Origin of the sequence: Citrobacter sp. Cm046 (genome assembly GCF_030333065.1) — a bacterium.
Classification (GTDB): domain Bacteria; phylum Pseudomonadota; class Gammaproteobacteria; order Enterobacterales; family Enterobacteriaceae; genus Citrobacter; species Citrobacter murliniae.
Genome location: NZ_JAOWGP010000045.1, coordinates 1 through 21,996, shown reverse-complemented (window position 1 = coordinate 21,996; position 21,996 = coordinate 1). Strand labels below are relative to the sequence as shown.

The window sequence follows — 21,996 nt, the reverse complement described above, 5'->3', positions numbered from 1 at the left end:
GGAGCGTCGCTGATGTTACAACCAAAGCGTACAAAATTCCGTAAAATGCACAAAGGCCGTAACCGCGGTCTGGCGCAGGGTACGGATGTTAGCTTCGGCAGCTTCGGTCTGAAAGCTGTTGGCCGTGGTCGTCTGACTGCCCGTCAGATCGAAGCAGCACGTCGTGCTATGACCCGTGCAGTTAAGCGTCAAGGTAAGATCTGGATCCGTGTATTCCCGGACAAACCGATCACTGAAAAGCCGCTGGCAGTGCGTATGGGTAAAGGTAAAGGTAACGTGGAGTATTGGGTTGCCTTGATTCAGCCGGGTAAAGTCCTGTATGAAATGGACGGCGTACCGGAAGAGCTGGCCCGTGAAGCATTCAAGCTGGCAGCAGCGAAACTGCCGATTAAAACCACCTTTGTAACTAAGACGGTGATGTAATGAAAGCAAAAGAGCTGCGTGAGAAGAGTGTTGAAGAGCTGAACACCGAGCTGCTGAATCTGCTGCGTGAGCAGTTCAACCTGCGTATGCAGGCTGCAAGTGGCCAGCTGCAACAGTCTCACCTGTTGAAGCAAGTGCGTCGTGATGTCGCACGCGTTAAGACTTTACTGACTGAGAAGGCGGGTGCGTAATGACCGATAAAATCCGTACTCTGCAAGGTCGCGTTGTTAGCGACAAAATGGAGAAATCCATTGTTGTTGCTATCGAACGTTTTGTGAAACACCCGATCTACGGTAAATTCATTAAGCGTACGACCAAACTGCACGTACATGACGAGAACAACGAATGCGGTACTGGTGACGTGGTTGAAATCCGCGAATGCCGTCCGCTGTCCAAGACTAAGTCCTGGACGCTGGTTCGCGTTGTAGAGAAAGCTGTTCTGTAATACAGTAGGCATTCTCAACGAATAAACGGCTCAGCGATGAGCCGTTTATTTTTTCTACCCATATCGTTTAAGCGGTGTTATAATGCCGCGCCCCCGATATGGGGCTTTTTTAACGACCTGATTTTCGGGTCTCAGTAGTAGTTGACATTAGCGGAGCACTAAAATGATCCAAGAACAGACTATGCTGAACGTCGCCGACAACTCCGGTGCACGTCGCGTAATGTGTATCAAGGTTCTGGGTGGCTCGCACCGTCGCTACGCAGGCGTAGGCGACATCATCAAGATCACCATCAAAGAAGCAATTCCGCGTGGTAAGGTCAAAAAAGGTGATGTGCTGAAGGCGGTAGTGGTGCGCACCAAGAAGGGTGTTCGTCGCCCGGACGGTTCTGTCATTCGCTTCGATGGTAATGCATGCGTTATTTTAAACAATAACAGCGAGCAACCTATCGGTACGCGTATTTTTGGGCCGGTAACTCGTGAACTTCGTAACGAGAAGTTCATGAAAATTATCTCTCTGGCACCAGAAGTACTCTAAGGAGCGAATCATGGCAGCGAAGATCCGTCGTGATGACGAAGTTATCGTGTTAACCGGTAAAGATAAAGGTAAACGCGGTAAAGTGAAAAATGTCCTGTCTTCCGGCAAGGTCATTGTTGAAGGTATCAACCTGGTTAAGAAACATCAGAAGCCGGTTCCGGCCCTGAACCAACCAGGCGGCATCGTAGAGAAAGAAGCAGCTATTCAGATCTCTAACCTTGCTATCTTCAACGCGGCAACCGGCAAGGCTGACCGTGTAGGCTTTAGATTCGAAGACGGCAAAAAAGTCCGTTTCTTTAAATCTAATAGCGAAACTATCAAGTAATTTGGAGTAGTACGATGGCGAAACTGCATGATTACTACAAAGACGAAGTAGTCGCTAAACTCATGACTGAGTTTAACTACAATTCTGTCATGCAAGTCCCTCGGGTCGAGAAGATCACCCTGAACATGGGTGTTGGTGAAGCGATCGCTGACAAGAAACTGCTGGATAACGCAGCAGCTGACCTGACAGCAATCTCCGGTCAAAAACCGCTGATCACCAAAGCACGCAAATCTGTTGCAGGCTTCAAAATCCGTCAGGGCTATCCGATCGGCTGTAAAGTAACTCTGCGTGGCGAACGCATGTGGGAGTTCTTTGAGCGCCTGATCACTATTGCTGTTCCACGTATCCGTGACTTCCGTGGCTTGTCCGCTAAGTCTTTCGACGGTCGTGGTAACTACAGCATGGGTGTCCGTGAGCAGATCATCTTCCCAGAAATCGACTACGATAAAGTCGACCGCGTGCGTGGTTTGGATATTACCATTACCACTACTGCGAAATCTGATGAAGAAGGCCGTGCTCTGCTGGCTGCCTTTGACTTCCCGTTCCGCAAGTAAGGTAGGGTTACTGAATGGCTAAGCAATCAATGAAAGCACGCGAAGTAAAGCGCGTAGCTTTAGCTGATAAGTACTTCGCAAAACGCGCTGAACTGAAAGCTATCATCTCTGATGTGAACGCGACCGACGAAGATCGTTGGAACGCAGTTCTGAAGCTGCAGTCTCTGCCGCGTGATTCCAGCCCGTCTCGTCAGCGTAACCGCTGCCGTCAAACTGGTCGTCCGCACGCTTTCCTGCGGAAGTTCGGGTTGAGCCGTATTAAGGTCCGTGAAGCCGCTATGCGCGGTGAAATTCCGGGTCTGAAAAAGGCTAGCTGGTAATTGTCACCAATTGAATCACGGGAGTAAAGACAGATGAGCATGCAAGATCCGATCGCGGATATGCTGACCCGTATCCGTAACGGTCAGGCCGCGAATAAAGCTGCGGTCACCATGCCTTCCTCCAAGCTGAAAGTGGCAATTGCCAACGTGCTGAAGGAAGAAGGTTTTATTGAAGATTTTAAAGTTGAAGGCGACACCAAGCCGGAACTGGAACTTACTCTTAAGTATTTCCAGGGTAAAGCTGTTGTAGAAAGCATTCAGCGTGTCAGTCGCCCTGGTCTGCGCATTTATAAGCGTAAAGACGAGCTGCCAAAAGTTATGGCTGGCATGGGTATCGCAGTTGTTTCTACCTCTAAAGGTGTTATGACTGATCGTGCAGCGCGCCAGGCTGGTCTTGGTGGCGAAATTATCTGCTACGTAGCCTAATCGGAGGAAAAAATGTCTCGTGTTGCTAAAGCACCGGTCGTTATTCCTGCCGGCGTTGATGTAAAAATCAACGGTCAGGTTATTACGATCAAAGGTAAAAACGGCGAGCTGACTCGTACTCTCAACGATGCTGTTGAAGTTAATCATGCAGATAATGCACTGACCTTCGGTCCGCGTGATGGTTACGCAGATGGATGGGCTCAGGCTGGTACCGCGCGTGCCCTGCTGAACTCAATGGTTGTCGGTGTTACCGAAGGCTTCACTAAGAAGCTGCAGCTGGTTGGTGTAGGTTATCGTGCAGCGGTCAAAGGGAATGTAGTAAACCTGGCATTAGGTTTCTCTCATCCAGTTGATCATGAGCTGCCGGCAGGGATTACTGCAGAATGTCCGTCTCAGACTGAAATCGTGCTGAAAGGCGCTGATAAACAGCTGATCGGTCAGGTTGCAGCAGATCTGCGCGCCTACCGTCGTCCTGAGCCTTACAAAGGCAAGGGTGTTCGTTACGCCGACGAAGTCGTGCGTACCAAAGAGGCTAAGAAGAAGTAAGGTAACACTATGGATAAGAAATCTGCTCGTATCCGTCGTGCGACCCGCGCACGCCGCAAGCTCAAAGAGCTGGGCGCAACTCGCCTGGTGGTACATCGTACCCCGCGTCATATTTACGCACAGGTAATTGCACCGAACGGTTCTGAAGTTCTGGTAGCTGCTTCTACTGTAGAAAAAGCTATCGCTGAACAACTGAAGTACACCGGTAACAAAGACGCTGCAGCAGCTGTGGGTAAAGCTGTCGCCGAACGCGCTCTGGAAAAAGGCATCAAAGATGTGTCCTTTGACCGTTCCGGGTTCCAATATCATGGTCGTGTCCAGGCACTGGCAGATGCTGCCCGTGAAGCTGGCCTTCAGTTCTAAGGTAGAGGTGTAAGATGGCTCACATCGAAAAACAAGCTGGCGAACTGCAGGAAAAGCTGATCGCGGTAAACCGCGTATCTAAAACCGTTAAAGGTGGTCGTATTTTCTCCTTCACAGCTCTGACTGTAGTTGGCGATGGTAACGGTCGCGTTGGTTTTGGTTACGGTAAAGCGCGTGAAGTTCCAGCAGCGATCCAGAAAGCGATGGAAAAAGCCCGTCGCAATATGATTAACGTCGCGCTGAACCACGGCACCCTGCAGCACCCGGTTAAGGGTACTCACACGGGTTCTCGTGTATTCATGCAGCCGGCTTCCGAAGGTACCGGTATCATCGCCGGTGGTGCAATGCGCGCCGTTCTGGAAGTCGCTGGAGTTCGTAACGTTCTGGCTAAAGCGTATGGTTCCACCAACCCGATTAACGTGGTTCGTGCAACTATCGATGGTCTGGAAAATATGAAATCTCCGGAAATGGTCGCTGCCAAGCGTGGTAAATCCGTTGAAGAAATTCTGGGGAAATAAACCATGGCAAAGACTATTAAAATTACTCAAACCCGCAGTGCAATCGGTCGTCTGCCGAAACATAAGGCAACGCTGCTTGGCCTGGGTCTGCGTCGTATTGGTCACACCGTAGAGCGCGAGGATACTCCTGCTGTTCGTGGTATGGTCAACGCGGTTTCCTTCATGGTTAAAGTTGAGGAGTAAGAGATGCGTTTAAATACTCTGTCTCCGGCCGAAGGCTCCAAAAAGGCGGGTAAACGCCTGGGTCGTGGTATCGGTTCTGGCCTCGGTAAAACCGGTGGTCGTGGTCACAAAGGTCAGAAGTCTCGTTCTGGCGGTGGCGTACGTCGCGGTTTCGAAGGTGGTCAGATGCCTCTGTACCGTCGTCTGCCGAAATTCGGCTTCACTTCACGTAAATCAGCGATTACAGCCGAAGTTCGTCTGTCTGACCTGGCTAAAGTTGAAGGCGGTGTTGTAGACCTGAATACGCTGAAAGCAGCTAACATTATCGGTATCCAGATCGAGTTCGCGAAAGTGATCCTGGCTGGTGAAGTAACTACTCCGGTAACTGTTCGTGGCCTGCGTGTTACTAAAGGCGCTCGTGCTGCTATCGAAGCTGCTGGCGGTAAAATCGAGGAATAAGTAGCAGATGGCTAAACAACCGGGATTAGATTTTCAAAGTGCCAAAGGTGGCTTAGGCGAGCTGAAACGCAGACTGCTGTTTGTAATCGGCGCGCTGATTGTGTTCCGTATTGGCTCTTTCATTCCGATCCCTGGTATTGATGCCGCTGTACTTGCCAAACTGCTTGAGCAACAGCGAGGCACCATCATTGAAATGTTTAACATGTTCTCTGGTGGTGCTCTCAGCCGTGCTTCTATCTTTGCTCTGGGGATCATGCCGTATATTTCGGCGTCGATCATTATCCAGCTGCTGACGGTGGTTCACCCAACGTTAGCGGAAATTAAGAAAGAAGGGGAGTCTGGTCGTCGTAAGATCAGCCAGTACACCCGCTACGGTACTCTGGTGCTGGCTATATTCCAGTCGATCGGTATTGCTACCGGTCTACCGAATATGCCTGGTATGCAGGGCCTGGTGATGAATCCAGGCTTTGCATTCTATTTCACCGCTGTTGTAAGTCTGGTTACAGGAACAATGTTCCTGATGTGGTTGGGCGAACAGATTACTGAACGTGGTATCGGGAACGGTATCTCAATCATTATCTTCGCCGGTATTGTCGCGGGACTCCCGCCAGCCATTGCCCATACTATCGAGCAAGCGCGTCAAGGCGACCTGCACTTCCTCGTGTTGCTGTTGGTTGCAGTATTAGTATTTGCAGTGACGTTCTTTGTTGTATTTGTTGAGCGTGGTCAACGCCGCATTGTGGTAAACTACGCGAAACGTCAGCAAGGTCGTCGTGTCTATGCTGCACAGAGCACACATTTACCGCTGAAAGTGAATATGGCGGGGGTAATCCCGGCAATCTTCGCTTCCAGTATTATTCTGTTCCCGGCTACCATCGCGTCATGGTTCGGGGGCGGTACTGGTTGGAACTGGCTGACAACAATTTCGCTGTATTTGCAGCCTGGGCAACCGCTTTATGTGTTACTCTATGCGTCTGCAATCATATTCTTCTGTTTCTTCTACACGGCGTTGGTTTTCAACCCGCGTGAAACAGCAGATAACCTGAAGAAGTCCGGTGCATTTGTACCAGGAATTCGTCCGGGAGAGCAAACGGCGAAGTATATCGATAAAGTAATGACCCGCCTGACTTTGGTTGGTGCGCTTTACATTACCTTTATCTGCCTGATCCCGGAGTTCATGCGTGATGCAATGAAAGTACCGTTCTACTTCGGTGGGACCTCACTGCTTATCGTTGTAGTCGTGATTATGGACTTTATGGCTCAAGTGCAAACTCTGATGATGTCAAGTCAGTACGAGTCTGCATTGAAGAAGGCGAACCTGAAAGGCTACGGTCGTTAACGGTCGCCCGAGAAGTTACGGAGAGTAAAAATGAAAGTTCGTGCTTCCGTCAAGAAATTATGCCGTAACTGCAAAATCGTTAAGCGTGATGGTGTCATCCGTGTGATTTGCAGTGCCGAGCCGAAGCATAAACAGCGCCAAGGCTGATTTATTCGCATATTTTTCTTGCAAAGTTGGGTTGAGCTGGCTAGATTAGCCAGCCAATCTTTTGTATGTCTGTGCGTTTCCATTTGAGTATCCTGAAAACGGGCTTTTCAGCATGGTGCGTACATATTAAATAGTAGGAGTGCATAGTGGCCCGTATAGCAGGCATTAACATTCCTGATCAGAAACATGCTGTGATCGCATTAACTTCGATCTACGGCGTCGGCAAGACCCGTTCCAAGGCCATTCTGGCTGCAGCGGGTATCGCTGAAGATGTTAAGATCAGTGAGCTGTCTGAAGAACAAATCGACACGCTGCGTGACGAAGTTGCCAAATTTGTCGTTGAAGGTGATCTGCGCCGTGAAGTTAGCATGAGCATCAAGCGCCTTATGGACCTTGGTTGCTATCGCGGTTTGCGTCATCGTCGTGGTCTCCCGGTTCGCGGTCAGCGTACCAAGACCAACGCACGTACCCGTAAGGGTCCGCGCAAACCGATCAAGAAATAATCGGGGTGATTGAATAATGGCAAAGGCACCAATTCGTGCACGTAAACGTGTAAGAAAACAAGTCTCTGACGGCGTGGCTCATATCCATGCTTCTTTTAACAACACCATCGTTACCATTACTGATCGTCAGGGTAACGCACTGGGTTGGGCAACAGCCGGTGGTTCCGGTTTCCGTGGTTCTCGCAAATCCACTCCGTTTGCAGCTCAGGTTGCAGCAGAGCGTTGCGCTGAAGCCGTAAAAGAATACGGTATCAAGAATCTGGAAGTTATGGTCAAAGGACCGGGTCCAGGTCGCGAATCTACTGTTCGTGCTCTGAACGCCGCTGGTTTCCGCATCACTAATATTACTGATGTGACTCCGATCCCTCATAACGGTTGTCGTCCGCCGAAAAAACGTCGCGTATAACGCTGTCGTTTCTAGGATTGTTGGAGAAAGAAAATGGCAAGATATTTGGGTCCTAAGCTCAAGCTGAGCCGTCGTGAGGGCACTGACTTATTCCTTAAGTCTGGCGTTCGCGCGATCGATACCAAGTGTAAAATTGAACAAGCTCCTGGCCAGCACGGTGCGCGTAAACCGCGTCTGTCTGACTATGGTGTGCAGTTGCGTGAAAAGCAAAAAGTTCGCCGTATCTACGGTGTGCTGGAGCGTCAGTTCCGTAACTACTACAAAGAAGCAGCGCGTCTGAAAGGCAACACCGGTGAAAACCTGTTGGGTCTGCTGGAAGGTCGTCTGGACAACGTTGTATACCGTATGGGCTTCGGTGCCACTCGTGCAGAAGCACGCCAGCTGGTCAGCCATAAAGCAATTATGGTAAACGGTCGTGTTGTTAACATCGCTTCTTATCAGGTTAGTCCGAATGACGTTGTTAGCATTCGTGAGAAAGCGAAGAAGCAGTCTCGCGTGAAAGCCGCTCTGGAGCTGGCTGAGCAGCGTGAAAAGCCAACCTGGCTGGAAGTTGATGCTGGCAAGATGGAAGGTACGTTCAAGCGTAAGCCGGAGCGTTCTGATCTGTCTGCGGACATTAACGAACACCTGATCGTCGAGCTTTACTCCAAGTAAAGCTTAGTACCAAAGAGAGGACACAATGCAGGGTTCTGTGACAGAGTTTCTAAAACCGCGCCTGGTAGATATCGAGCAAGTGAGTTCGACGCACGCCAAGGTGACCCTTGAGCCTTTAGAGCGTGGCTTTGGCCATACTTTGGGTAACGCACTGCGCCGTATTCTGCTCTCATCGATGCCGGGTTGTGCGGTGACCGAGGTTGAGATTGATGGTGTACTACATGAGTACAGCACCAAAGAAGGCGTTCAGGAAGATATCCTGGAAATCCTGCTCAACCTGAAAGGGCTGGCGGTGAGAGTTCAGGGTAAAGATGATGTTATTCTTACCTTGAATAAATCTGGCATTGGCCCTGTGACTGCAGCCGACATTACCCATGATGGGGATGTCGAAATCGTCAAGCCACAGCACGTGATCTGCCACCTGACCGATGAGAATGCATCTATTAGTATGCGTATCAAAGTTCAGCGCGGTCGTGGTTATGTGCCGGCTTCTACCCGAATTCATTCGGAAGAAGATGAGCGCCCAATCGGCCGTCTGCTGGTCGACGCATGCTACAGCCCTGTAGAGCGTATTGCCTACAATGTTGAAGCAGCGCGTGTAGAACAGCGTACCGACCTGGACAAGCTGGTCATCGAAATGGAAACCAACGGCACAATCGATCCTGAAGAGGCGATTCGTCGTGCGGCAACCATTCTGGCTGAACAACTGGAAGCTTTTGTTGACTTACGTGATGTACGTCAGCCAGAAGTTAAAGAAGAGAAACCAGAATTCGATCCGATCCTGCTGCGCCCTGTTGACGATCTGGAATTGACTGTCCGCTCTGCTAACTGCCTCAAAGCAGAAGCTATCCACTATATCGGTGATCTGGTACAGCGTACTGAGGTTGAGCTTCTTAAGACGCCTAACCTTGGTAAAAAATCTCTTACTGAGATTAAAGACGTGCTGGCTTCCCGTGGACTGTCTCTGGGCATGCGCCTGGAAAACTGGCCACCGGCAAGCATCGCTGACGAGTAACCGGATCACAGGTTAAGGTTTTACTGAGAAGGATAAGGTCATGCGCCATCGTAAGAGTGGTCGTCAACTGAACCGCAACAGCAGCCATCGCCAGGCTATGTTCCGCAATATGGCAGGTTCACTGGTTCGTCATGAAATCATCAAGACGACTCTGCCGAAAGCGAAAGAGCTGCGTCGCGTAGTTGAGCCGCTGATTACTCTTGCCAAGACTGATAGCGTAGCTAATCGTCGTCTGGCATTCGCCCGTACTCGTGATAACGAGATCGTGGCAAAACTGTTTAACGAGCTGGGCCCGCGTTTCGCGAGCCGCGCCGGTGGTTACACTCGCATTCTGAAGTGTGGCTTCCGTGCAGGCGACAACGCGCCGATGGCATACATCGAGCTGGTTGATCGCTCTGAGTCGAAAGCAGAAGCTGCTGCAGAGTAATCTGTAGTAACGTAAAAAAACCCGCCCCGGCGGGTTTTTTTATATCCGTTGCATCCCCACTTATCTAAAATATCTGTACTCTTTTTGTTCATCTTTTGGAGTGTTGTATGTGGCTACTCGACCAGTGGGCAGAGCGTCATATTATTGATGCGCAGACCAAAGGTGAGTTTGATAATTTGCCTGGTACAGGCGAGCCGCTTACCCTTGATGATGATTCCCATGTTCCGCCAGAACTTCGAGCCGGATATCGGTTATTAAAAAATTCCGGGTGTCTTCCCCCTGAGATTGAACAACGCAGAGAGGCGATACATCTGCTTGATATCCTCACTGGTATTCGCAAAGATGATCCTCGGTATCAGGAAGTGAGCCGACGCCTTTCTCTGCTTGAACTCAAACTACGACAGGCTGGTCTAAGTACCGAGTTTTTACGCGGCGAGTACGCAGATAAACTTCAACATAAAATTAATGATGACTAGCGGAGGGAGCATGTACCGTATTGGTGAATTAGCAAAACTGGCGGAAGTGACGCCCGATACCATCCGCTACTATGAAAAACAGCAGATGATGGAGCATGAAGTACGCACCGAAGGTGGATTCCGGCTCTATACAGAAAGCGATCTTCAACGTCTTAAATTTATCCGCTATGCACGTCAACTCGGTTTTACTCTGGAGTCGATCCGTGAACTTCTGTCGATCCGCATAGATCCAGAACATCATACCTGCCAGGAATCAAAGGGGATCGTTCAGGAAAGATTAAAGGAAGTTGAAGCCCGTATTGCGGAGCTTCAGACTATGCAAAGGTCACTACAGAGATTGAATGATGCATGTTGCGGTATGGCTCACAGTAGTGTGTATTGCTCTATTCTCGAAGCGCTTGAGCAAGGTGCCAGCGGTACAAAGTCGGGCTGTTGATTTATTGAACCGACGGGAATACACTCGCGCCGTTAAACCAAACAATTGGAGTAATTATGAGTCGTTATCAGCATACGAAGGGGCAGATAAAGGACAATGCCATTGAGGCATTACTGCATGACCCACTATTCAGACAGCGTGTTGAGAAAAATAAGAAAGGGAAAGGCAGTTATCTGCGTAAAGGTAAACATGGCAATCGGGGGAACTGGGAGGCCAGTGGCAAGGAAGTGAATCACTTTTTTACCACTGGCCTTCTTGTTTCGGTGATAGCTTAAGAACGATTATTTTGTTCTTTCAGCAGATCACGAATTTCACTTAGCAATACTTCTTCTTTCGATGGTGCTGGCGGTGCAGCAGGCTCTTCAGCTTTTTTACGGTTTAGTTTATTAATTAGTTTGATAGCCATAAAGATGGCGAACGCAACAATGATGAAATCGAAGATATTCTGTATAAACACACCGTAATGCATCACAACTGCCGGGATATCTCCCTGCGCATCGCGTAGTGTTAACGCAAACTGTTTAAAATCAATCCCACCAATCAGTAACCCAAGTGGCGGCATGATGATATCGGCAACCAGTGATGAAACAATCTTACCGAATGCCGCACCAATAATGACACCCACTGCCAAATCTACAACATTCCCGCGCATCGCAAATTCGCGAAACTCTTTAATAATACTCATTTTATTCTCCCTATGCAGCTGACGTTTATAAGTTTAACAAATGTTTAGGTAATTTCCATTTATGTATTGCTGAAAGATAAATTTATTAATCCATGATAAATAAAGGGAAATAAAAAGGGCGCTGTATTAGCGCCCGAATAATTACAGAAAGAAAGGACTTGGCTGGAATAATCGCTCGACGTCGGTAATAAACTTTTTATCTGTCAGGAACATAATAACGTGATCGCCCTGCTCAATACGCAAGTTATCATTAGCGATCATGACATCATTACCACGTACAACGGCACCAATAATCGTTCCTGGCGGAAGTTTGATTTCGTCTATTGAGCGACCCACCACCCGGGATGTTGTTTCATCCCCGTGCGCGACGGCTTCAATGGCTTCTGCGACACCACGACGCAGCGAAGAAACACCGACGATGTCAGCTTTACGCACGTGGCTCAGTAGCGCTGAGATGGTTGCCTGTTGCGGTGAAATTGCAATATCGATTACGCTGCCCTGTACCAGATCGACGTATGCCTTACGCTGGATCAGCACCATTACTTTTTTGGCTCCCATCCGTTTGGCGAGCATTGCCGACATGATGTTCGCTTCATCATCGTTGGTTACAGCGATAAACAGATCAACTTGATCAATGTGCTCTTCCGCCAGCAACTCTTGATCAGAAGCATCACCAAAAAAGACGATCGTATTCTGCAGTTTTTCAGCAAGCTCAGAAGCACGTTGTTGATCGCGTTCGATCAACTTGACGCTGTAATCTTTTTCCAGTCGACGCGCCAGACCGGCACCGATATTGCCTCCACCTACTAACATAATGCGCTTGTAAGGTTTCTCCAGACGCTGTAATTCGCTCATTACAGCACGAATATGCTGTGAGGCAGCAATAAAGAACACCTCATCACCGGCTTCAACAATAGTAGAGCCTTGCGGACGAATGGGGCGGTCATGACGGAAAATTGCCGCAACTCGGGTATCAATATGCGGCATATGTTCGCGCATTGTTGACAACGCATTCCCGATCAGTGGGCCGCCATAGTAGGCTTTAACCACTGCAAGGCTGACTTTTCCTTCCGCGAAATTAACAACCTGTAGTGCACCTGGATATTCAATCAGACGATAAATGCTATCGATAACCAACTGCTCAGGTGCAATCAGATGATCAATAGGTACTGCATCGGAATGGAATAGCTTGTCCGCATCGCGGACATAATCTGGTGAGCGAATACGTGCGATGCGGTTGGGTGTATTAAAGAGTGAATAAGCTACCTGACAGGCAACCATATTGGTTTCATCGGAACTGGTCACCGCAACCAGCATATCGGCATCATCAGCACCGGCTTCGCGTAGTACTCTGGGATGCGAGCCATGCCCTTGTACTACACGGAGATCAAACTTGTCTTGCAGACTGCGCAGACGCTCACCGTTGGTATCGACTACCGTGATATCGTTGTTCTCTCCGACCAGGTTCTCAGCCAGCGTACCGCCAACCTGCCCTGCGCCCAGAATGATAATTTTCATCAGTCGCGACCCATTATCTCATCACTTTTTGATTAGCTTAGCGTAAAAGAAGCCATCACCTTCTTCCGCACCCGGTAAATTCTGACGTCCGGGTTGCTCTGACGTACCCGTTTCGCTTAATACTGCATCTGGCGTACGGGCCAGAAAGCCTGCAATCTGTTGCTGGTTCTCTTCCGGTAAAATAGAGCAGGTCGCATAAACCAGCGTGCCGCCAGGCTTCAGATGTGCCCACGTTGCATTAAGAATCTCAGCCTGCAACTGTGCGAGTTCGGCAATATCCCGGTCACGGCGCAGCCATTTGATATCGGGATGGCGACGAATGACTCCAGTCGCTGAACAAGGTGCATCCAGCAAAATACGATCGAACTTCTGCTCACCACACCATTGTTGCGGGTAGCGTCCATCACCCTGCTTAATGGTCGCCTTCATGCCAAGGCGTTTCAGGTTGTCGTATACACGTGACAAACGTTTTTCATCAACGTCCACTGCTGTTACGTTAGCCTCGGGGGCTACTTCCAGAATATGTGTTGTCTTACCACCAGGGGCGCAGCATAAATCAAGGATCTGCTCACCATTTTGCGGTTGCAGATAGCTCATGCAGCCCTGAGCTGAGGCATCCTGGACTGTTACCCAGCCCTGTTCGAAACCAGGTAAAGCCAGTACCGATACAGGAGTTTCCAGCCGCACGGCATCTGGGTATTCCGGATGTGGGAAACCGGTCAGGCCCGCTTCATTCAACAGGCTCAGCCAGGTATCACGGTTGTGGTGGTTGCGATTTACGCGCAGCCACATTGGTGGACGCTGGTTATTTGCCTCAAGAATAGCTTCCCATTGCTGCGGATAGGCACTTTTAATACGCTTCACTAACCAGGACGGATGTAAGAAACGTAGCTCGCTGTGTGCAAACTCAGTGAGTAGTTCTTCCTGGCGGCGTTGAAACTGGCGTAAGACGCCGTTAATTAGTCCTTTCAACTGCGGACGCTTGATAACAACTGCGCCTTCTACAGTCTCGGCAAGCGCCGCATGAGGTGGAATACGGGTATACAACAACTGGTAGAGGCCAACCATGACCAGATAGTGAACTGTGCGCTGTTTGCCCGTCATCGGGCGTTCCATCAGCTGTTTAATTATCCACTCTAGTTGGGAAAGCGTACGTAACACGCCAAAGCAAAGCTCCTGTAACAGCGCTTTATCTTTATCGGATACTTTCTGCTGCATGGCGGGTAGCACATTGCTCAACGACTGCCCTTTTTCAACAACCTGTTCGACGGCCTGGGCCGCCATACTGCGTAAATTAATATGTTTTTTCATAAGCGCAAAAATAAAAATGCCCGGAGAGTCCGGGCTTTAAAGAGATGAACCGTCAGAGCAGACGATTTCCGGGCACGAACCACTTCCGGCGCGAATTAAGCAAATCCTGCGCGCTCATGGCCTTTTTACCGGCAGGCTGCAAAGAGATGAGATTCAGGATGCCATCGCCTGTCGCTATCTGGATGCCCTGACGGGTTGCCTCCAGGATAGTCCCTGGTTCGGCACCGGCAGGTTTATCGATGACCGTAGCTTGCCAGATTTTGACCGGTTGCTCGTCGATGACGATGTAGCTCATTGGCCATGGGTTAAAGGCTCGGATGCAGCGTTCCAGTTGTGCGGCGCTGAGCGTCCAGTCCACGCGTGCCTCTTCTTTACTGAGCTTCTCAGCATAGCAAACCAGCGACTCGTCCTGAACCTCAGGTTTTGCGGTACCAGTTGCCAGCAGATGCAACGTATGCAGCAGACCCTGAGGGCCGAGCTTAGCCAGCTTGTCATAGAGGCTGGCACTGGTATCGTCGGCGGTGATTGGGCAGGAGAGTTTATGCAACATATCACCCGTATCAAGACCAACATCCATCTGCATAATGGTAACGCCTGTTTCAGCATCGCCAGCCCAGAGCGAACGTTGGATAGGGGCAGCGCCTCTCCAGCGCGGAAGCAGAGAACCGTGAACGTTGATGCACCCCAGACGCGGCATATCCAGCACGGCTTTCGGCAGGATCAGGCCATATGCCACCACTACCATTACGTCTGCGTGTAAGTCAGCAACCAACTGCTGGTTTTCCTGGGGACGAAGAGAAACAGGTTGAAAAACAGGTAACCCTTTCTCTTCCGCCAGTACTTTTACCGGACTGGGCATCAGCTTTTTGCCGCGTCCAGCAGGGCGGTCCGGTTGGGTGAATACGCCGACGACGTTATGTCCAGAAGACAGCAACGCTTCGAGATGACGCGCTGCAAAGTCAGGTGTACCCGCAAAAATTATACGTAGTGATTCTGACACGTTGATCCTTGTCCTTAAGCTCGTGCGTTCAGACGGTCGAGTTTTTCAACTTTCTGACGAATACGTTGTTGCTTCAACGGAGACAGATAATCGATAAACAGTTTACCGACCAGGTGATCCATTTCATGTTGAATACAGATGGCTAACAAGCCATCGGCTTCGAGTTCAAAAGGTTTACCATCGCGATCGAGCGCACGAATTTTAACGGTCTCAGCGCGTGGTACGAGTGCTCGCTGTTCCGGGATCGACAGGCAACCTTCTTCAATTCCAGTCTCACCGTTTTTTTCCAGCAGTTCCGGGTTAATTAGCACCAGACGCTCGTCGCGGTTTTCAGAGACATCAATAACAATAATACGTTGATGAATATCGACCTGCGTTGCCGCCAGACCGATACCTTCTTCGGCGTACATCGTTTCGAACATATCATCGACGATACGCTGAATTTCTGCATTCACTTCTTCAACCGGTTTTGCGACTTTGCGAAGACGCTCGTCCGGAATATGTAACACTTGCAAAACTGACATAGTTATCCAGAGTTGTATTCAGGAGTTGGAAAGATTATTACCTCTATTCTAGACAAAACCCCCTCTGATTGACAGCATCAGTGACCAATCGCAAAGATTGCTAAGGCTGCTTGTGGCAGGGGAATAAGGATGACCCACACCGAGATTTGGTTACGTTTAACACGAGTGAGTGAGCTGTATGGTGATGAGATGGTTCGCGTCGCTCACTTGCTTATTGCTCTGCCCTGTATTAACAAAGCGATACTTCAACATGCAGGATTCTCGGAGCGACAGGCAGAGCGTTTCTTAACCTTTCCAGAGTCTACTCTGGATAAAACGCTGCGCTGGCTGGAACTGCCCCATCACTATTTAATTGTTGCCGACAGCATGCATTATCCTTCGCAACTTCGCGCTATTGAGGATTATCCAGGAGTCCTCTTTGTTGTTGGAAATCCCGAATGCCTTCATTCATTTCAGGTCGCAGTCGTAGGTAACCGGCAGCACTCCTGGTATGGCGAGCGTTGGGGGCGTTTTTTTTGTGAAAAGCTCGCTGCGTATGGGGTGACGATCACCAGTGGACTCGCTCGAGGTATTGATGGCGTGGCACACAAGGCCGCGGTGAATATGAAAGGGACAAGTATTGCAGTGCTGGGGAATGGATTGGAAACCATTCATCCAAGGCGGCATGTTTGTCTCGCTGAACATCTGGTTGAGGCTGGAGGTGCGCTGGTGTCTGAATTCCCTCTGGACACGCTTCCTTTACCGCGTAATTTCCCCCAACGAAATCGTATTATCAGTGGTCTAAGTAAAGGAGTGCTGGTCGTTGAAGCTGCACAGCGTAGCGGCTCACTGGTTACGGCACGTTGTGCACTGGAACAAGGACGAGAGGTATTTGCCTTGCCCGGGCCAATCGGGAGTCCGGGTAGCGAAGGTCCTCATTGGCTCATTAAGCAGGGGGCGACACTTGTGACGATGCCAGAGGATATTCTGGAAAATTTGCAATACGGGTTACATTGGTTGCCAGATGAGCCTGAAAATTCAATTTATTCGCCAGATCACGAAGAGGTGGCATTGCCATTTCCTGAGCTCCTGGCTAACGTAGGAGATGAGGTAACACCTGTTGACGTCGTCGCTGAACGTGCCGGCCAACCTGTGCCAGAGGTAGTGGCTCAGCTACTCGAACTGGAGTTAGCAGGATGGATCGCAGCTGTACCCGGCGGCTATGTCCGATTGAGGAGGGCAAGCCATGTTCGACGTACTAATGTATTTGTTTGAGACATATATCCATAACGAAGCAGAGCTACGTGTGGATCAGGACAAACTGGAACGGGATCTTACCGACGCTGGTTTTGATCGTGAAGACATCTACAACGCGTTACTGTGGCTGGAAAAGCTTGCTGATTATCAGGACGGCCTTGCTGAGCCTATGCAGCTTGCATCGGATCCTCTTTCTATGCGTATTTATACTGCAGAAGAGTGCGATCGACTGGATGCGAGTTGTCGGGGGTTCTTGTTATTCCTGGAACAGATTCAGGTGCTAAACCTCGAAACGCGAGAAATGGTGATTGAACGCGTACTCGCACTGGATACGGCAGAGTTCGATCTGGAAGACCTGAAGTGGGTGATCCTGATGGTTTTATTCAACATTCCAGGTTGTGAAAATGCATATCAACAAATGGAAGAATTACTCTTTGAGGTGAATGAAGGTATGCTGCATTAATCAATCTTCGTTCAGTATGAGTTGTTATGGCTAAATCAGCACTGTTTACGGTGCGTAAAAACGATCCCTGCCCACAATGCGGGGCCGAACTGGTTATTCGCTCCGGGAAACACGGTCCGTTTCTCGGCTGTTCACACTATCCAGAATGCGATTATGTCCGTCCGCTTAAATCTTCTGCGGACGGACATATAGTCAAAGTTCTGGAGGGTAAGTTTTGTCCTGTATGTGGTTCAGAGCTTGTGCTGAGGCAAGGACGATTCGGGATGTTTATTGGTTGCAGTGATTATCCTGCCTGCGAACATACCGAACTTATCGACAAGCCTGATGAAACGGCAATTGTTTGTCCTCAATGCCAGACGGGCCATCTGGTTCAGCGCCGCTCCCGTTATGGCAAAACGTTTTACTCCTGCGATCGCTATCCGGAGTGCCAGTTTGTCATTAACTTCAAACCTTTAGCTGGAGAGTGTCCTGAGTGTCACTATCCGCTCCTCATCGAAAAGAAAACCGCGCAGGGTGTGAAACACTTCTGTGCCAGTAAACAATGTGGAAAGCCGATATCGGCGGAATAAAAAGTGAATAATAACCTGCCCACAGACACCATCGCTGCGGCGATAGAAGTTCTGAAACAAGAAAATGTCATCGCCTATCCAACGGAAGCTGTTTTCGGCGTAGGCTGTAATCCTGACAGTGAAATGGCGGTTACCCGCTTACTGGAGCTGAAACAACGGCCAATTGAAAAAGGCTTAATTCTGATTGCGGCTAGTTTTGAGCAACTCAAACCGTATATCGATGACAGCATGCTTACCGATACACAACGTAAAGCTGTTTTTGCTCGCTGGCCAGGCCCTGTCACTTTTGTTTTTCCTGCTCGTTCTTCCACCCCTCGTTGGTTGACAGGGCGTTTTGATTCTCTGGCCGTTCGCGTCACGGATCACCCGCTAGTGGTTGCATTGTGCCAGGCTTATGGCAAACCGTTAGTCTCTACCAGTGCTAATTTGAGTGGTTTACCCCCTTGCAGAACGGTAGAGGAAGTACGAGCGCAGTTCGGTGTAGACTTTCCCGTTGTTGAAGGCGATACCGGAGGGCGTTTGAATCCTTCGGAAATCCGTGATGCTTTGACGGGTGAACAGTTTCGACAGGGGTAATATGAAAGAAGCCTATGCTGTTTTTGGTAATCCGATAGCGCACAGTAAATCGCCTTTAATCCATCAGCAATTTGCTCAACAGCTGAAGATTGATCATTCCTATGGGCGTGTACTGGCGCCAATCAATAACTTTGTGAATACGCTGAATACCTTTTTTGCTGAAGGGGGGAAGGGAGCGAATATTACCGTTCCTTTTAAAGAAGAGGCATTTGCGCGAGCCGATGAATTGACTGAACGGGCGTCACTTGCCGGGGCGGTCAATACGCTTAAGCGTCTGGAGGATGGGCGTTTACTGGGAGATAACACCGATGGCATTGGCTTGTTAAGCGATCTTGAGCGTTTATCTTTTATTCGCCCCGGGACACGTATTCTGCTTATTGGCGCTGGTGGTGCATCCCGTGGAGTATTGTTGCCTCTTCTTTCTATGGATTGTGCTGTTACTATCGTTAACCGTACCGCATCTCGAGCTGAAGAACTGGCTCAGATCTTCTCCCATACCGGCAGTGTTCAGGCAGCAGGGATGGATGAACTTGAGAACTACGAATTCGATCTGATTATTAATGCGACGTCCAGTGGAATTAGTGGTGATGTTCCAGCCATTCCTGCATCGTTGATTCATGCTTCCGTCTGTTGTTACGACATGTTTTATCAGAAAGGCGCAACACCGTTCCTTTCCTGGTGTGTGCTTCAGGGAGCAAAACGTTATGCTGATGGATTGGGAATGCTGGTGGGGCAAGCGGCGCATGCTGTTTTACTCTGGCATGGCGTACTGCCGGAGATTGAACCAATCATTAAAAAGTTGCAACAGGAACTGTCCGCATGAATCAGGCGATCCAGTTCCCCGATAGAGAAGAGTGGAAAGCAGATATCAATGCTGTCGTCTTTCCTGCTATGGTTCATGGCATGCAGCTAATATGTGCCATAAAGGGAGAAGTGTTGGCGCATCGCTTTGGTGGCGGCACGCCTGAACAGTGGCTGGAGATTTTTCGGATGCATCGCTGGGATCTGGAAGAAGAGGCAGAAACACTGATCCAAGCCCAGCAAGAAGACGATCACGGCTGGGTCTGGTTACCCTGACTTAAATACTCGTCTTTCCACTTCACATAGTTGTTAGCGGAGTATTGTAGACCAGCTTTCTCTTCATCACTCAGTGGGCGGATCTGCTTTACTGGACTTCCCAGGTACAGATACCCGCTTTCCAGGCGTTTATTTTGTGGAACCAGGCTTCCTGCACCAATCATAACGTCATCTTCTACTACCACACCGTCCAGCAGAATCGAACCCATACCGACCAAAACACGGTTGCCAATGACGCAGCCGTGCAGCATCACTTTATGACCTACGGTGACATCCTCACCAATGATGAGTGGGTTACCCTGTGGGTTAGAAGAGGATTTATGCGTGACATGTAGCACGCTACCGTCCTGAATGTTCGTACAAGCGCCAATTTGCACGTAGTTAACATCACCACGGATAGCCACCAGTGGCCAGACCCCGACATCATCAGCCAGGCGAACATCACCAATGACGACACTGCTGGTATCGATCATCACGCGTTTCCCGATCTGTGGGAAAAGATCCTTATAAGGACGTAGTACATCAGACATGTTTACCTCAACGAAAATAGAGCGGTAATGAAGACTTTGGTTGGATTATTGAGACTGTGCAAGTGATTTAGTTATCAAAAATCAGCCAAATTGCGCAGGAATGTAGCGAAAGGGGCAAAAAAACGTCATTCAGTAAAAAAGATCTAAAAAACACTTGTGCTAAAAAATGGGATCCCTATAATGCGCCTCCATCGACACGGCGGATGTGAATCACTTCACGCAAACAGCCGGTTCGGTTGAAGAGAAAAATCCTGACATTCAGGGTTGACTCTGAAAGAGGAAAGCGTAATATACGCCACCTCGCGACAGAGCGCCAAAGCGCGTCGCAACTGCTCTTTAACAATTTATCAGACAATCTGTGTGGGCACTCAATGATACGGATTCTTAACGTCGCAAGACGAAAAATGAATACCAAGTCTCTGAGTGAACACGTAATTCATTACGAAGTTTAATTCACGAGCATCAAACTTAAATTGAAGAGTTTGATCATGGCTCAGATTGAACGCTGGCGGCAGGCCTAACACATGCAAGTCGAACGGTAGCACAGAGGAGCTTGCTCCTTGGGTGACGAGTGGCGGACGGGTGAGTAATGTCTGGGAAACTGCCCGATGGAGGGGGATAACTACTGGAAACGGTAGCTAATACCGCATAACGTCGCAAGACCAAAGAGGGGGACCTTCGGGCCTCTTGCCATCGGATGTGCCCAGATGGGATTAGCTAGTAGGTGGGGTAACGGCTCACCTAGGCGACGATCCCTAGCTGGTCTGAGAGGATGACCAGCCACACTGGAACTGAGACACGGTCCAGACTCCTACGGGAGGCAGCAGTGGGGAATATTGCACAATGGGCGCAAGCCTGATGCAGCCATGCCGCGTGTATGAAGAAGGCCTTCGGGTTGTAAAGTACTTTCAGCGAGGAGGAAGGTGTTGAGGTTAATAACCTCAGCAATTGACGTTACTCGCAGAAGAAGCACCGGCTAACTCCGTGCCAGCAGCCGCGGTAATACGGAGGGTGCAAGCGTTAATCGGAATTACTGGGCGTAAAGCGCACGCAGGCGGTCTGTCAAGTCGGATGTGAAATCCCCGGGCTCAACCTGGGAACTGCATCCGAAACTGGCAGGCTAGAGTCTTGTAGAGGGGGGTAGAATTCCAGGTGTAGCGGTGAAATGCGTAGAGATCTGGAGGAATACCGGTGGCGAAGGCGGCCCCCTGGACAAAGACTGACGCTCAGGTGCGAAAGCGTGGGGAGCAAACAGGATTAGATACCCTGGTAGTCCACGCCGTAAACGATGTCGACTTGGAGGTTGTGCCCTTGAGGCGTGGCTTCCGGAGCTAACGCGTTAAGTCGACCGCCTGGGGAGTACGGCCGCAAGGTTAAAACTCAAATGAATTGACGGGGGCCCGCACAAGCGGTGGAGCATGTGGTTTAATTCGATGCAACGCGAAGAACCTTACCTACTCTTGACATCCAGAGAACTTAGCAGAGATGCTTTGGTGCCTTCGGGAACTCTGAGACAGGTGCTGCATGGCTGTCGTCAGCTCGTGTTGTGAAATGTTGGGTTAAGTCCCGCAACGAGCGCAACCCTTATCCTTTGTTGCCAGCGGTTCGGCCGGGAACTCAAAGGAGACTGCCAGTGATAAACTGGAGGAAGGTGGGGATGACGTCAAGTCATCATGGCCCTTACGAGTAGGGCTACACACGTGCTACAATGGCATATACAAAGAGAAGCGACCTCGCGAGAGCAAGCGGACCTCATAAAGTATGTCGTAGTCCGGATTGGAGTCTGCAACTCGACTCCATGAAGTCGGAATCGCTAGTAATCGTGGATCAGAATGCCACGGTGAATACGTTCCCGGGCCTTGTACACACCGCCCGTCACACCATGGGAGTGGGTTGCAAAAGAAGTAGGTAGCTTAACCTTCGGGAGGGCGCTTACCACTTTGTGATTCATGACTGGGGTGAAGTCGTAACAAGGTAACCGTAGGGGAACCTGCGGTTGGATCACCTCCTTACCTTAAAGAACCGTTC

35 protein-coding genes and 1 rRNA gene are annotated in these 21,996 nt (G+C 49.7%); 30 read left to right on the top strand and 6 right to left on the bottom strand.

All coding sequences use genetic code 11. The annotated features are described in order from the left end of the window. Positions 1 to 12 precede the first annotated feature (12 nt). The 23 genes from rplP to arfA all read left to right on the top strand — a co-directional run bounded on the left by rplP (position 13) and on the right by arfA (position 10,754). Entirely contained in the window at positions 13 to 423 is a 411-nt protein-coding gene (gene rplP, locus OGX98_RS20730; protein WP_000941212.1) for a 50S ribosomal protein L16, read from the top strand. Further along, positions 423 to 614 (top strand): 50S ribosomal protein L29, encoded by a 192-nt coding sequence (gene rpmC, locus OGX98_RS20725; protein ID WP_000644742.1) that lies wholly within the window; start codon positions 423 to 425, stop codon positions 612 to 614. The genes rplP and rpmC overlap by 1 nt, the downstream gene beginning before the upstream one ends. Beyond that, a complete protein-coding gene (gene rpsQ / locus OGX98_RS20720; RefSeq protein ID WP_003031120.1) occupies positions 614 to 868 on the top strand; it encodes a 30S ribosomal protein S17 in 255 nt (84 codons plus the stop codon). The genes rpmC and rpsQ overlap by 1 nt, the downstream gene beginning before the upstream one ends. Positions 869 to 1,031: 163 nt before the next feature. Next, entirely contained in the window at positions 1,032 to 1,403 is a 372-nt protein-coding gene (gene rplN / locus OGX98_RS20715; protein WP_000613954.1) for a 50S ribosomal protein L14, read from the top strand. A gap of 10 nt (positions 1,404 to 1,413) precedes the next feature. Further along, a complete protein-coding gene (gene rplX / locus OGX98_RS20710; RefSeq protein ID WP_003031122.1) occupies positions 1,414 to 1,728 on the top strand; it encodes a 50S ribosomal protein L24 in 315 nt (104 codons plus the stop codon). Positions 1,729 to 1,742: 14 nt separating this feature from the next. Continuing rightward, positions 1,743 to 2,282, top strand: a complete 540-nt coding sequence (gene rplE / locus OGX98_RS20705) for a 50S ribosomal protein L5 (protein ID WP_003031123.1) — start codon at positions 1,743 to 1,745, stop codon at positions 2,280 to 2,282. A 14-nt stretch (positions 2,283 to 2,296) separates the two neighbouring features. Next, positions 2,297 to 2,602: a 30S ribosomal protein S14 gene (rpsN, locus tag OGX98_RS20700; RefSeq protein ID WP_045448294.1), complete on the top strand. Its 306-nt coding sequence runs from the start codon at positions 2,297 to 2,299 to the stop codon at positions 2,600 to 2,602. A gap of 33 nt (positions 2,603 to 2,635) precedes the next feature. Next, positions 2,636 to 3,028, top strand: coding sequence for a 30S ribosomal protein S8 (gene rpsH, locus OGX98_RS20695; RefSeq protein ID WP_003031127.1), 393 nt, complete (start codon positions 2,636 to 2,638; stop codon positions 3,026 to 3,028). Between the two features lie 12 nt (positions 3,029 to 3,040). Next, positions 3,041 to 3,574, top strand: coding sequence for a 50S ribosomal protein L6 (rplF, locus tag OGX98_RS20690; protein ID WP_045448292.1), 534 nt, complete (start codon positions 3,041 to 3,043; stop codon positions 3,572 to 3,574). Between the two features lie 9 nt (positions 3,575 to 3,583). Continuing rightward, positions 3,584 to 3,937 (top strand): 50S ribosomal protein L18, encoded by a 354-nt coding sequence (rplR, locus tag OGX98_RS20685; protein ID WP_000358956.1) that lies wholly within the window; start codon positions 3,584 to 3,586, stop codon positions 3,935 to 3,937. 14 nt (positions 3,938 to 3,951) lie between these two features. After that, positions 3,952 to 4,455, top strand: a complete 504-nt coding sequence (gene rpsE / locus OGX98_RS20680) for a 30S ribosomal protein S5 (RefSeq protein WP_003031131.1) — start codon at positions 3,952 to 3,954, stop codon at positions 4,453 to 4,455. Between the two features lie 3 nt (positions 4,456 to 4,458). After that, positions 4,459 to 4,638 (top strand): 50S ribosomal protein L30, encoded by a 180-nt coding sequence (rpmD, locus tag OGX98_RS20675; RefSeq protein ID WP_001140434.1) that lies wholly within the window; start codon positions 4,459 to 4,461, stop codon positions 4,636 to 4,638. A gap of 3 nt (positions 4,639 to 4,641) precedes the next feature. Beyond that, a complete protein-coding gene (rplO, locus tag OGX98_RS20670; protein ID WP_045448284.1) occupies positions 4,642 to 5,076 on the top strand; it encodes a 50S ribosomal protein L15 in 435 nt (144 codons plus the stop codon). 7 nt (positions 5,077 to 5,083) lie between these two features. Beyond that, the gene (gene secY, locus OGX98_RS20665; RefSeq protein ID WP_001118864.1) at positions 5,084 to 6,415 is read left to right on the top strand and encodes a preprotein translocase subunit SecY; all 1,332 of its coding nucleotides are present in this window, start codon (positions 5,084 to 5,086) and stop codon (positions 6,413 to 6,415) included. Between the two features lie 30 nt (positions 6,416 to 6,445). Then, on the top strand, positions 6,446 to 6,562 hold the full coding sequence (gene rpmJ, locus OGX98_RS20660) for a 50S ribosomal protein L36 (protein ID WP_000868187.1): 117 nt from the start codon (positions 6,446 to 6,448) through the stop codon (positions 6,560 to 6,562). Positions 6,563 to 6,708: 146 nt separating this feature from the next. Then, positions 6,709 to 7,065: a 30S ribosomal protein S13 gene (gene rpsM / locus OGX98_RS20655; protein WP_003031135.1), complete on the top strand. Its 357-nt coding sequence runs from the start codon at positions 6,709 to 6,711 to the stop codon at positions 7,063 to 7,065. 16 nt (positions 7,066 to 7,081) lie between these two features. Then, the gene (gene rpsK, locus OGX98_RS20650; protein WP_003031137.1) at positions 7,082 to 7,471 is read left to right on the top strand and encodes a 30S ribosomal protein S11; all 390 of its coding nucleotides are present in this window, start codon (positions 7,082 to 7,084) and stop codon (positions 7,469 to 7,471) included. A gap of 33 nt (positions 7,472 to 7,504) precedes the next feature. Further along, a complete protein-coding gene (gene rpsD / locus OGX98_RS20645; RefSeq protein ID WP_003031138.1) occupies positions 7,505 to 8,125 on the top strand; it encodes a 30S ribosomal protein S4 in 621 nt (206 codons plus the stop codon). Between the two features lie 25 nt (positions 8,126 to 8,150). Further along, the gene (locus tag OGX98_RS20640) at positions 8,151 to 9,140 is read left to right on the top strand and encodes a DNA-directed RNA polymerase subunit alpha (protein ID WP_003031139.1); all 990 of its coding nucleotides are present in this window, start codon (positions 8,151 to 8,153) and stop codon (positions 9,138 to 9,140) included. A 40-nt stretch (positions 9,141 to 9,180) separates the two neighbouring features. After that, positions 9,181 to 9,567, top strand: coding sequence for a 50S ribosomal protein L17 (gene rplQ / locus OGX98_RS20635; protein ID WP_001216372.1), 387 nt, complete (start codon positions 9,181 to 9,183; stop codon positions 9,565 to 9,567). Positions 9,568 to 9,674: 107 nt separating this feature from the next. Continuing rightward, complete coding sequence (locus tag OGX98_RS20630) at positions 9,675 to 10,043, top strand: DnaJ family domain-containing protein (protein WP_200013329.1); 369 nt, start codon at positions 9,675 to 9,677, stop codon at positions 10,041 to 10,043. A gap of 10 nt (positions 10,044 to 10,053) precedes the next feature. Next, on the top strand, positions 10,054 to 10,479 hold the full coding sequence (gene zntR, locus OGX98_RS20625; protein WP_045448272.1) for a Zn(2+)-responsive transcriptional regulator: 426 nt from the start codon (positions 10,054 to 10,056) through the stop codon (positions 10,477 to 10,479). 56 nt (positions 10,480 to 10,535) lie between these two features. Further along, positions 10,536 to 10,754 (top strand): alternative ribosome-rescue factor ArfA, encoded by a 219-nt coding sequence (arfA, locus tag OGX98_RS20620; RefSeq protein WP_045448270.1) that lies wholly within the window; start codon positions 10,536 to 10,538, stop codon positions 10,752 to 10,754. Here the strand turns inward: arfA and mscL are convergent. The 5 genes from mscL to def all read right to left on the bottom strand — a co-directional run bounded on the left by mscL (position 10,751) and on the right by def (position 15,517). Continuing rightward, positions 10,751 to 11,164, bottom strand: coding sequence for a large-conductance mechanosensitive channel protein MscL (gene mscL, locus OGX98_RS20615; protein WP_045448267.1), 414 nt, complete (start codon positions 11,162 to 11,164; stop codon positions 10,751 to 10,753). The two genes, arfA and mscL, sit on opposite strands and share 4 nt — an antisense overlap. Before the next feature lie 141 nt (positions 11,165 to 11,305). Beyond that, positions 11,306 to 12,682: a Trk system potassium transporter TrkA gene (gene trkA / locus OGX98_RS20610; RefSeq protein ID WP_045448264.1), complete on the bottom strand. Its 1,377-nt coding sequence runs from the start codon at positions 12,680 to 12,682 to the stop codon at positions 11,306 to 11,308. 21 nt (positions 12,683 to 12,703) lie between these two features. Then, complete coding sequence (gene rsmB, locus OGX98_RS20605; RefSeq protein WP_286595893.1) at positions 12,704 to 13,993, bottom strand: 16S rRNA (cytosine(967)-C(5))-methyltransferase RsmB; 1,290 nt, start codon at positions 13,991 to 13,993, stop codon at positions 12,704 to 12,706. Between the two features lie 52 nt (positions 13,994 to 14,045). Further along, the gene (gene fmt, locus OGX98_RS20600; protein ID WP_286595892.1) at positions 14,046 to 14,993 is read right to left on the bottom strand and encodes a methionyl-tRNA formyltransferase; all 948 of its coding nucleotides are present in this window, start codon (positions 14,991 to 14,993) and stop codon (positions 14,046 to 14,048) included. 14 nt (positions 14,994 to 15,007) lie between these two features. Beyond that, positions 15,008 to 15,517: a peptide deformylase gene (gene def / locus OGX98_RS20595; RefSeq protein WP_048222827.1), complete on the bottom strand. Its 510-nt coding sequence runs from the start codon at positions 15,515 to 15,517 to the stop codon at positions 15,008 to 15,010. A 129-nt stretch (positions 15,518 to 15,646) separates the two neighbouring features. Between def and dprA the strand changes: the two genes are divergently transcribed. Genes dprA through OGX98_RS20565 form a run of 6 tightly spaced genes read left to right on the top strand, consistent with a single transcriptional unit; the run spans position 15,647 to position 19,438 of the window. Beyond that, on the top strand, positions 15,647 to 16,771 hold the full coding sequence (gene dprA / locus OGX98_RS20590) for a DNA-protecting protein DprA (RefSeq protein WP_048222825.1): 1,125 nt from the start codon (positions 15,647 to 15,649) through the stop codon (positions 16,769 to 16,771). After that, on the top strand, positions 16,743 to 17,216 hold the full coding sequence (smg, locus tag OGX98_RS20585; protein WP_045448249.1) for a DUF494 family protein Smg: 474 nt from the start codon (positions 16,743 to 16,745) through the stop codon (positions 17,214 to 17,216). Before dprA ends, smg begins: the two co-directional genes overlap by 29 nt. A gap of 26 nt (positions 17,217 to 17,242) precedes the next feature. Continuing rightward, on the top strand, positions 17,243 to 17,785 hold the full coding sequence (locus OGX98_RS20580) for a DNA topoisomerase family protein (RefSeq protein ID WP_045448246.1): 543 nt from the start codon (positions 17,243 to 17,245) through the stop codon (positions 17,783 to 17,785). A 3-nt stretch (positions 17,786 to 17,788) separates the two neighbouring features. Further along, positions 17,789 to 18,361 carry an L-threonylcarbamoyladenylate synthase type 1 TsaC gene (tsaC, locus tag OGX98_RS20575; protein ID WP_045448243.1) on the top strand — a complete coding sequence of 191 codons (573 nt, stop codon included), beginning with the start codon at positions 17,789 to 17,791 and terminating at the stop codon, positions 18,359 to 18,361. Between the two features lies 1 nt (position 18,362). Beyond that, positions 18,363 to 19,184: a shikimate dehydrogenase gene (gene aroE / locus OGX98_RS20570; RefSeq protein WP_045448240.1), complete on the top strand. Its 822-nt coding sequence runs from the start codon at positions 18,363 to 18,365 to the stop codon at positions 19,182 to 19,184. Next, a complete protein-coding gene (locus tag OGX98_RS20565) occupies positions 19,181 to 19,438 on the top strand; it encodes a DUF1488 family protein (RefSeq protein WP_286595891.1) in 258 nt (85 codons plus the stop codon). Before aroE ends, OGX98_RS20565 begins: the two co-directional genes overlap by 4 nt. Here OGX98_RS20565 and OGX98_RS20560 read toward each other — a convergent pair. Then, complete coding sequence (locus OGX98_RS20560; protein WP_200013335.1) at positions 19,414 to 19,968, bottom strand: gamma carbonic anhydrase family protein; 555 nt, start codon at positions 19,966 to 19,968, stop codon at positions 19,414 to 19,416. The genes OGX98_RS20565 and OGX98_RS20560 overlap by 25 nt on opposite strands. A 470-nt stretch (positions 19,969 to 20,438) precedes the next feature. Between OGX98_RS20560 and OGX98_RS20555 the strand changes: the two genes are divergently transcribed. Then, positions 20,439 to 21,980, top strand: a 16S ribosomal RNA gene (locus tag OGX98_RS20555). Positions 21,981 to 21,996: the final 16 nt, after the last annotated feature.

Bases quoted from the DNA above. Each gene is read 5' to 3' on its own strand.
- OGX98_RS20640 (WP_003031139.1), top strand. From the start codon at position 8,151: ATGCAGGGTTCTGTGACAGAGTTTCTAAAACCGCGCCTGGTAGATATC.
- OGX98_RS20630 (WP_200013329.1), top strand. From the start codon at position 9,675: ATGTGGCTACTCGACCAGTGGGCAGAGCGTCATATTATTGATGCGCAG.
- zntR (WP_045448272.1), top strand. From the start codon at position 10,054: ATGTACCGTATTGGTGAATTAGCAAAACTGGCGGAAGTGACGCCCGAT.
- rsmB (WP_286595893.1), bottom strand. From the start codon at position 13,993: ATGAAAAAACATATTAATTTACGCAGTATGGCGGCCCAGGCCGTCGAA.
- smg (WP_045448249.1), top strand. From the start codon at position 16,743: ATGTTCGACGTACTAATGTATTTGTTTGAGACATATATCCATAACGAA.
- OGX98_RS20580 (WP_045448246.1), top strand. From the start codon at position 17,243: ATGGCTAAATCAGCACTGTTTACGGTGCGTAAAAACGATCCCTGCCCA.
- rplQ (WP_001216372.1), top strand. From the start codon at position 9,181: ATGCGCCATCGTAAGAGTGGTCGTCAACTGAACCGCAACAGCAGCCAT.
- OGX98_RS20560 (WP_200013335.1), bottom strand. From the start codon at position 19,968: ATGTCTGATGTACTACGTCCTTATAAGGATCTTTTCCCACAGATCGGG.
- rpmJ (WP_000868187.1), top strand. From the start codon at position 6,446: ATGAAAGTTCGTGCTTCCGTCAAGAAATTATGCCGTAACTGCAAAATC.
- rplR (WP_000358956.1), top strand. From the start codon at position 3,584: ATGGATAAGAAATCTGCTCGTATCCGTCGTGCGACCCGCGCACGCCGC.
- rpsK (WP_003031137.1), top strand. From the start codon at position 7,082: ATGGCAAAGGCACCAATTCGTGCACGTAAACGTGTAAGAAAACAAGTC.
- secY (WP_001118864.1), top strand. From the start codon at position 5,084: ATGGCTAAACAACCGGGATTAGATTTTCAAAGTGCCAAAGGTGGCTTA.
- rplF (WP_045448292.1), top strand. From the start codon at position 3,041: ATGTCTCGTGTTGCTAAAGCACCGGTCGTTATTCCTGCCGGCGTTGAT.
- dprA (WP_048222825.1), top strand. From the start codon at position 15,647: ATGACCCACACCGAGATTTGGTTACGTTTAACACGAGTGAGTGAGCTG.
- rplN (WP_000613954.1), top strand. From the start codon at position 1,032: ATGATCCAAGAACAGACTATGCTGAACGTCGCCGACAACTCCGGTGCA.
- rpsQ (WP_003031120.1), top strand. From the start codon at position 614: ATGACCGATAAAATCCGTACTCTGCAAGGTCGCGTTGTTAGCGACAAA.
- rplE (WP_003031123.1), top strand. From the start codon at position 1,743: ATGGCGAAACTGCATGATTACTACAAAGACGAAGTAGTCGCTAAACTC.
- rpsH (WP_003031127.1), top strand. From the start codon at position 2,636: ATGAGCATGCAAGATCCGATCGCGGATATGCTGACCCGTATCCGTAAC.
- aroE (WP_045448240.1), top strand. From the start codon at position 18,363: ATGAAAGAAGCCTATGCTGTTTTTGGTAATCCGATAGCGCACAGTAAA.
- rpmD (WP_001140434.1), top strand. From the start codon at position 4,459: ATGGCAAAGACTATTAAAATTACTCAAACCCGCAGTGCAATCGGTCGT.
- rplX (WP_003031122.1), top strand. From the start codon at position 1,414: ATGGCAGCGAAGATCCGTCGTGATGACGAAGTTATCGTGTTAACCGGT.
- rpsD (WP_003031138.1), top strand. From the start codon at position 7,505: ATGGCAAGATATTTGGGTCCTAAGCTCAAGCTGAGCCGTCGTGAGGGC.
- trkA (WP_045448264.1), bottom strand. From the start codon at position 12,682: ATGAAAATTATCATTCTGGGCGCAGGGCAGGTTGGCGGTACGCTGGCT.
- arfA (WP_045448270.1), top strand. From the start codon at position 10,536: ATGAGTCGTTATCAGCATACGAAGGGGCAGATAAAGGACAATGCCATT.
- def (WP_048222827.1), bottom strand. From the start codon at position 15,517: ATGTCAGTTTTGCAAGTGTTACATATTCCGGACGAGCGTCTTCGCAAA.
- OGX98_RS20565 (WP_286595891.1), top strand. From the start codon at position 19,181: ATGAATCAGGCGATCCAGTTCCCCGATAGAGAAGAGTGGAAAGCAGAT.
- rpmC (WP_000644742.1), top strand. From the start codon at position 423: ATGAAAGCAAAAGAGCTGCGTGAGAAGAGTGTTGAAGAGCTGAACACC.
- rplO (WP_045448284.1), top strand. From the start codon at position 4,642: ATGCGTTTAAATACTCTGTCTCCGGCCGAAGGCTCCAAAAAGGCGGGT.
- rplP (WP_000941212.1), top strand. From the start codon at position 13: ATGTTACAACCAAAGCGTACAAAATTCCGTAAAATGCACAAAGGCCGT.
- rpsN (WP_045448294.1), top strand. From the start codon at position 2,297: ATGGCTAAGCAATCAATGAAAGCACGCGAAGTAAAGCGCGTAGCTTTA.
- rpsE (WP_003031131.1), top strand. From the start codon at position 3,952: ATGGCTCACATCGAAAAACAAGCTGGCGAACTGCAGGAAAAGCTGATC.
- mscL (WP_045448267.1), bottom strand. From the start codon at position 11,164: ATGAGTATTATTAAAGAGTTTCGCGAATTTGCGATGCGCGGGAATGTT.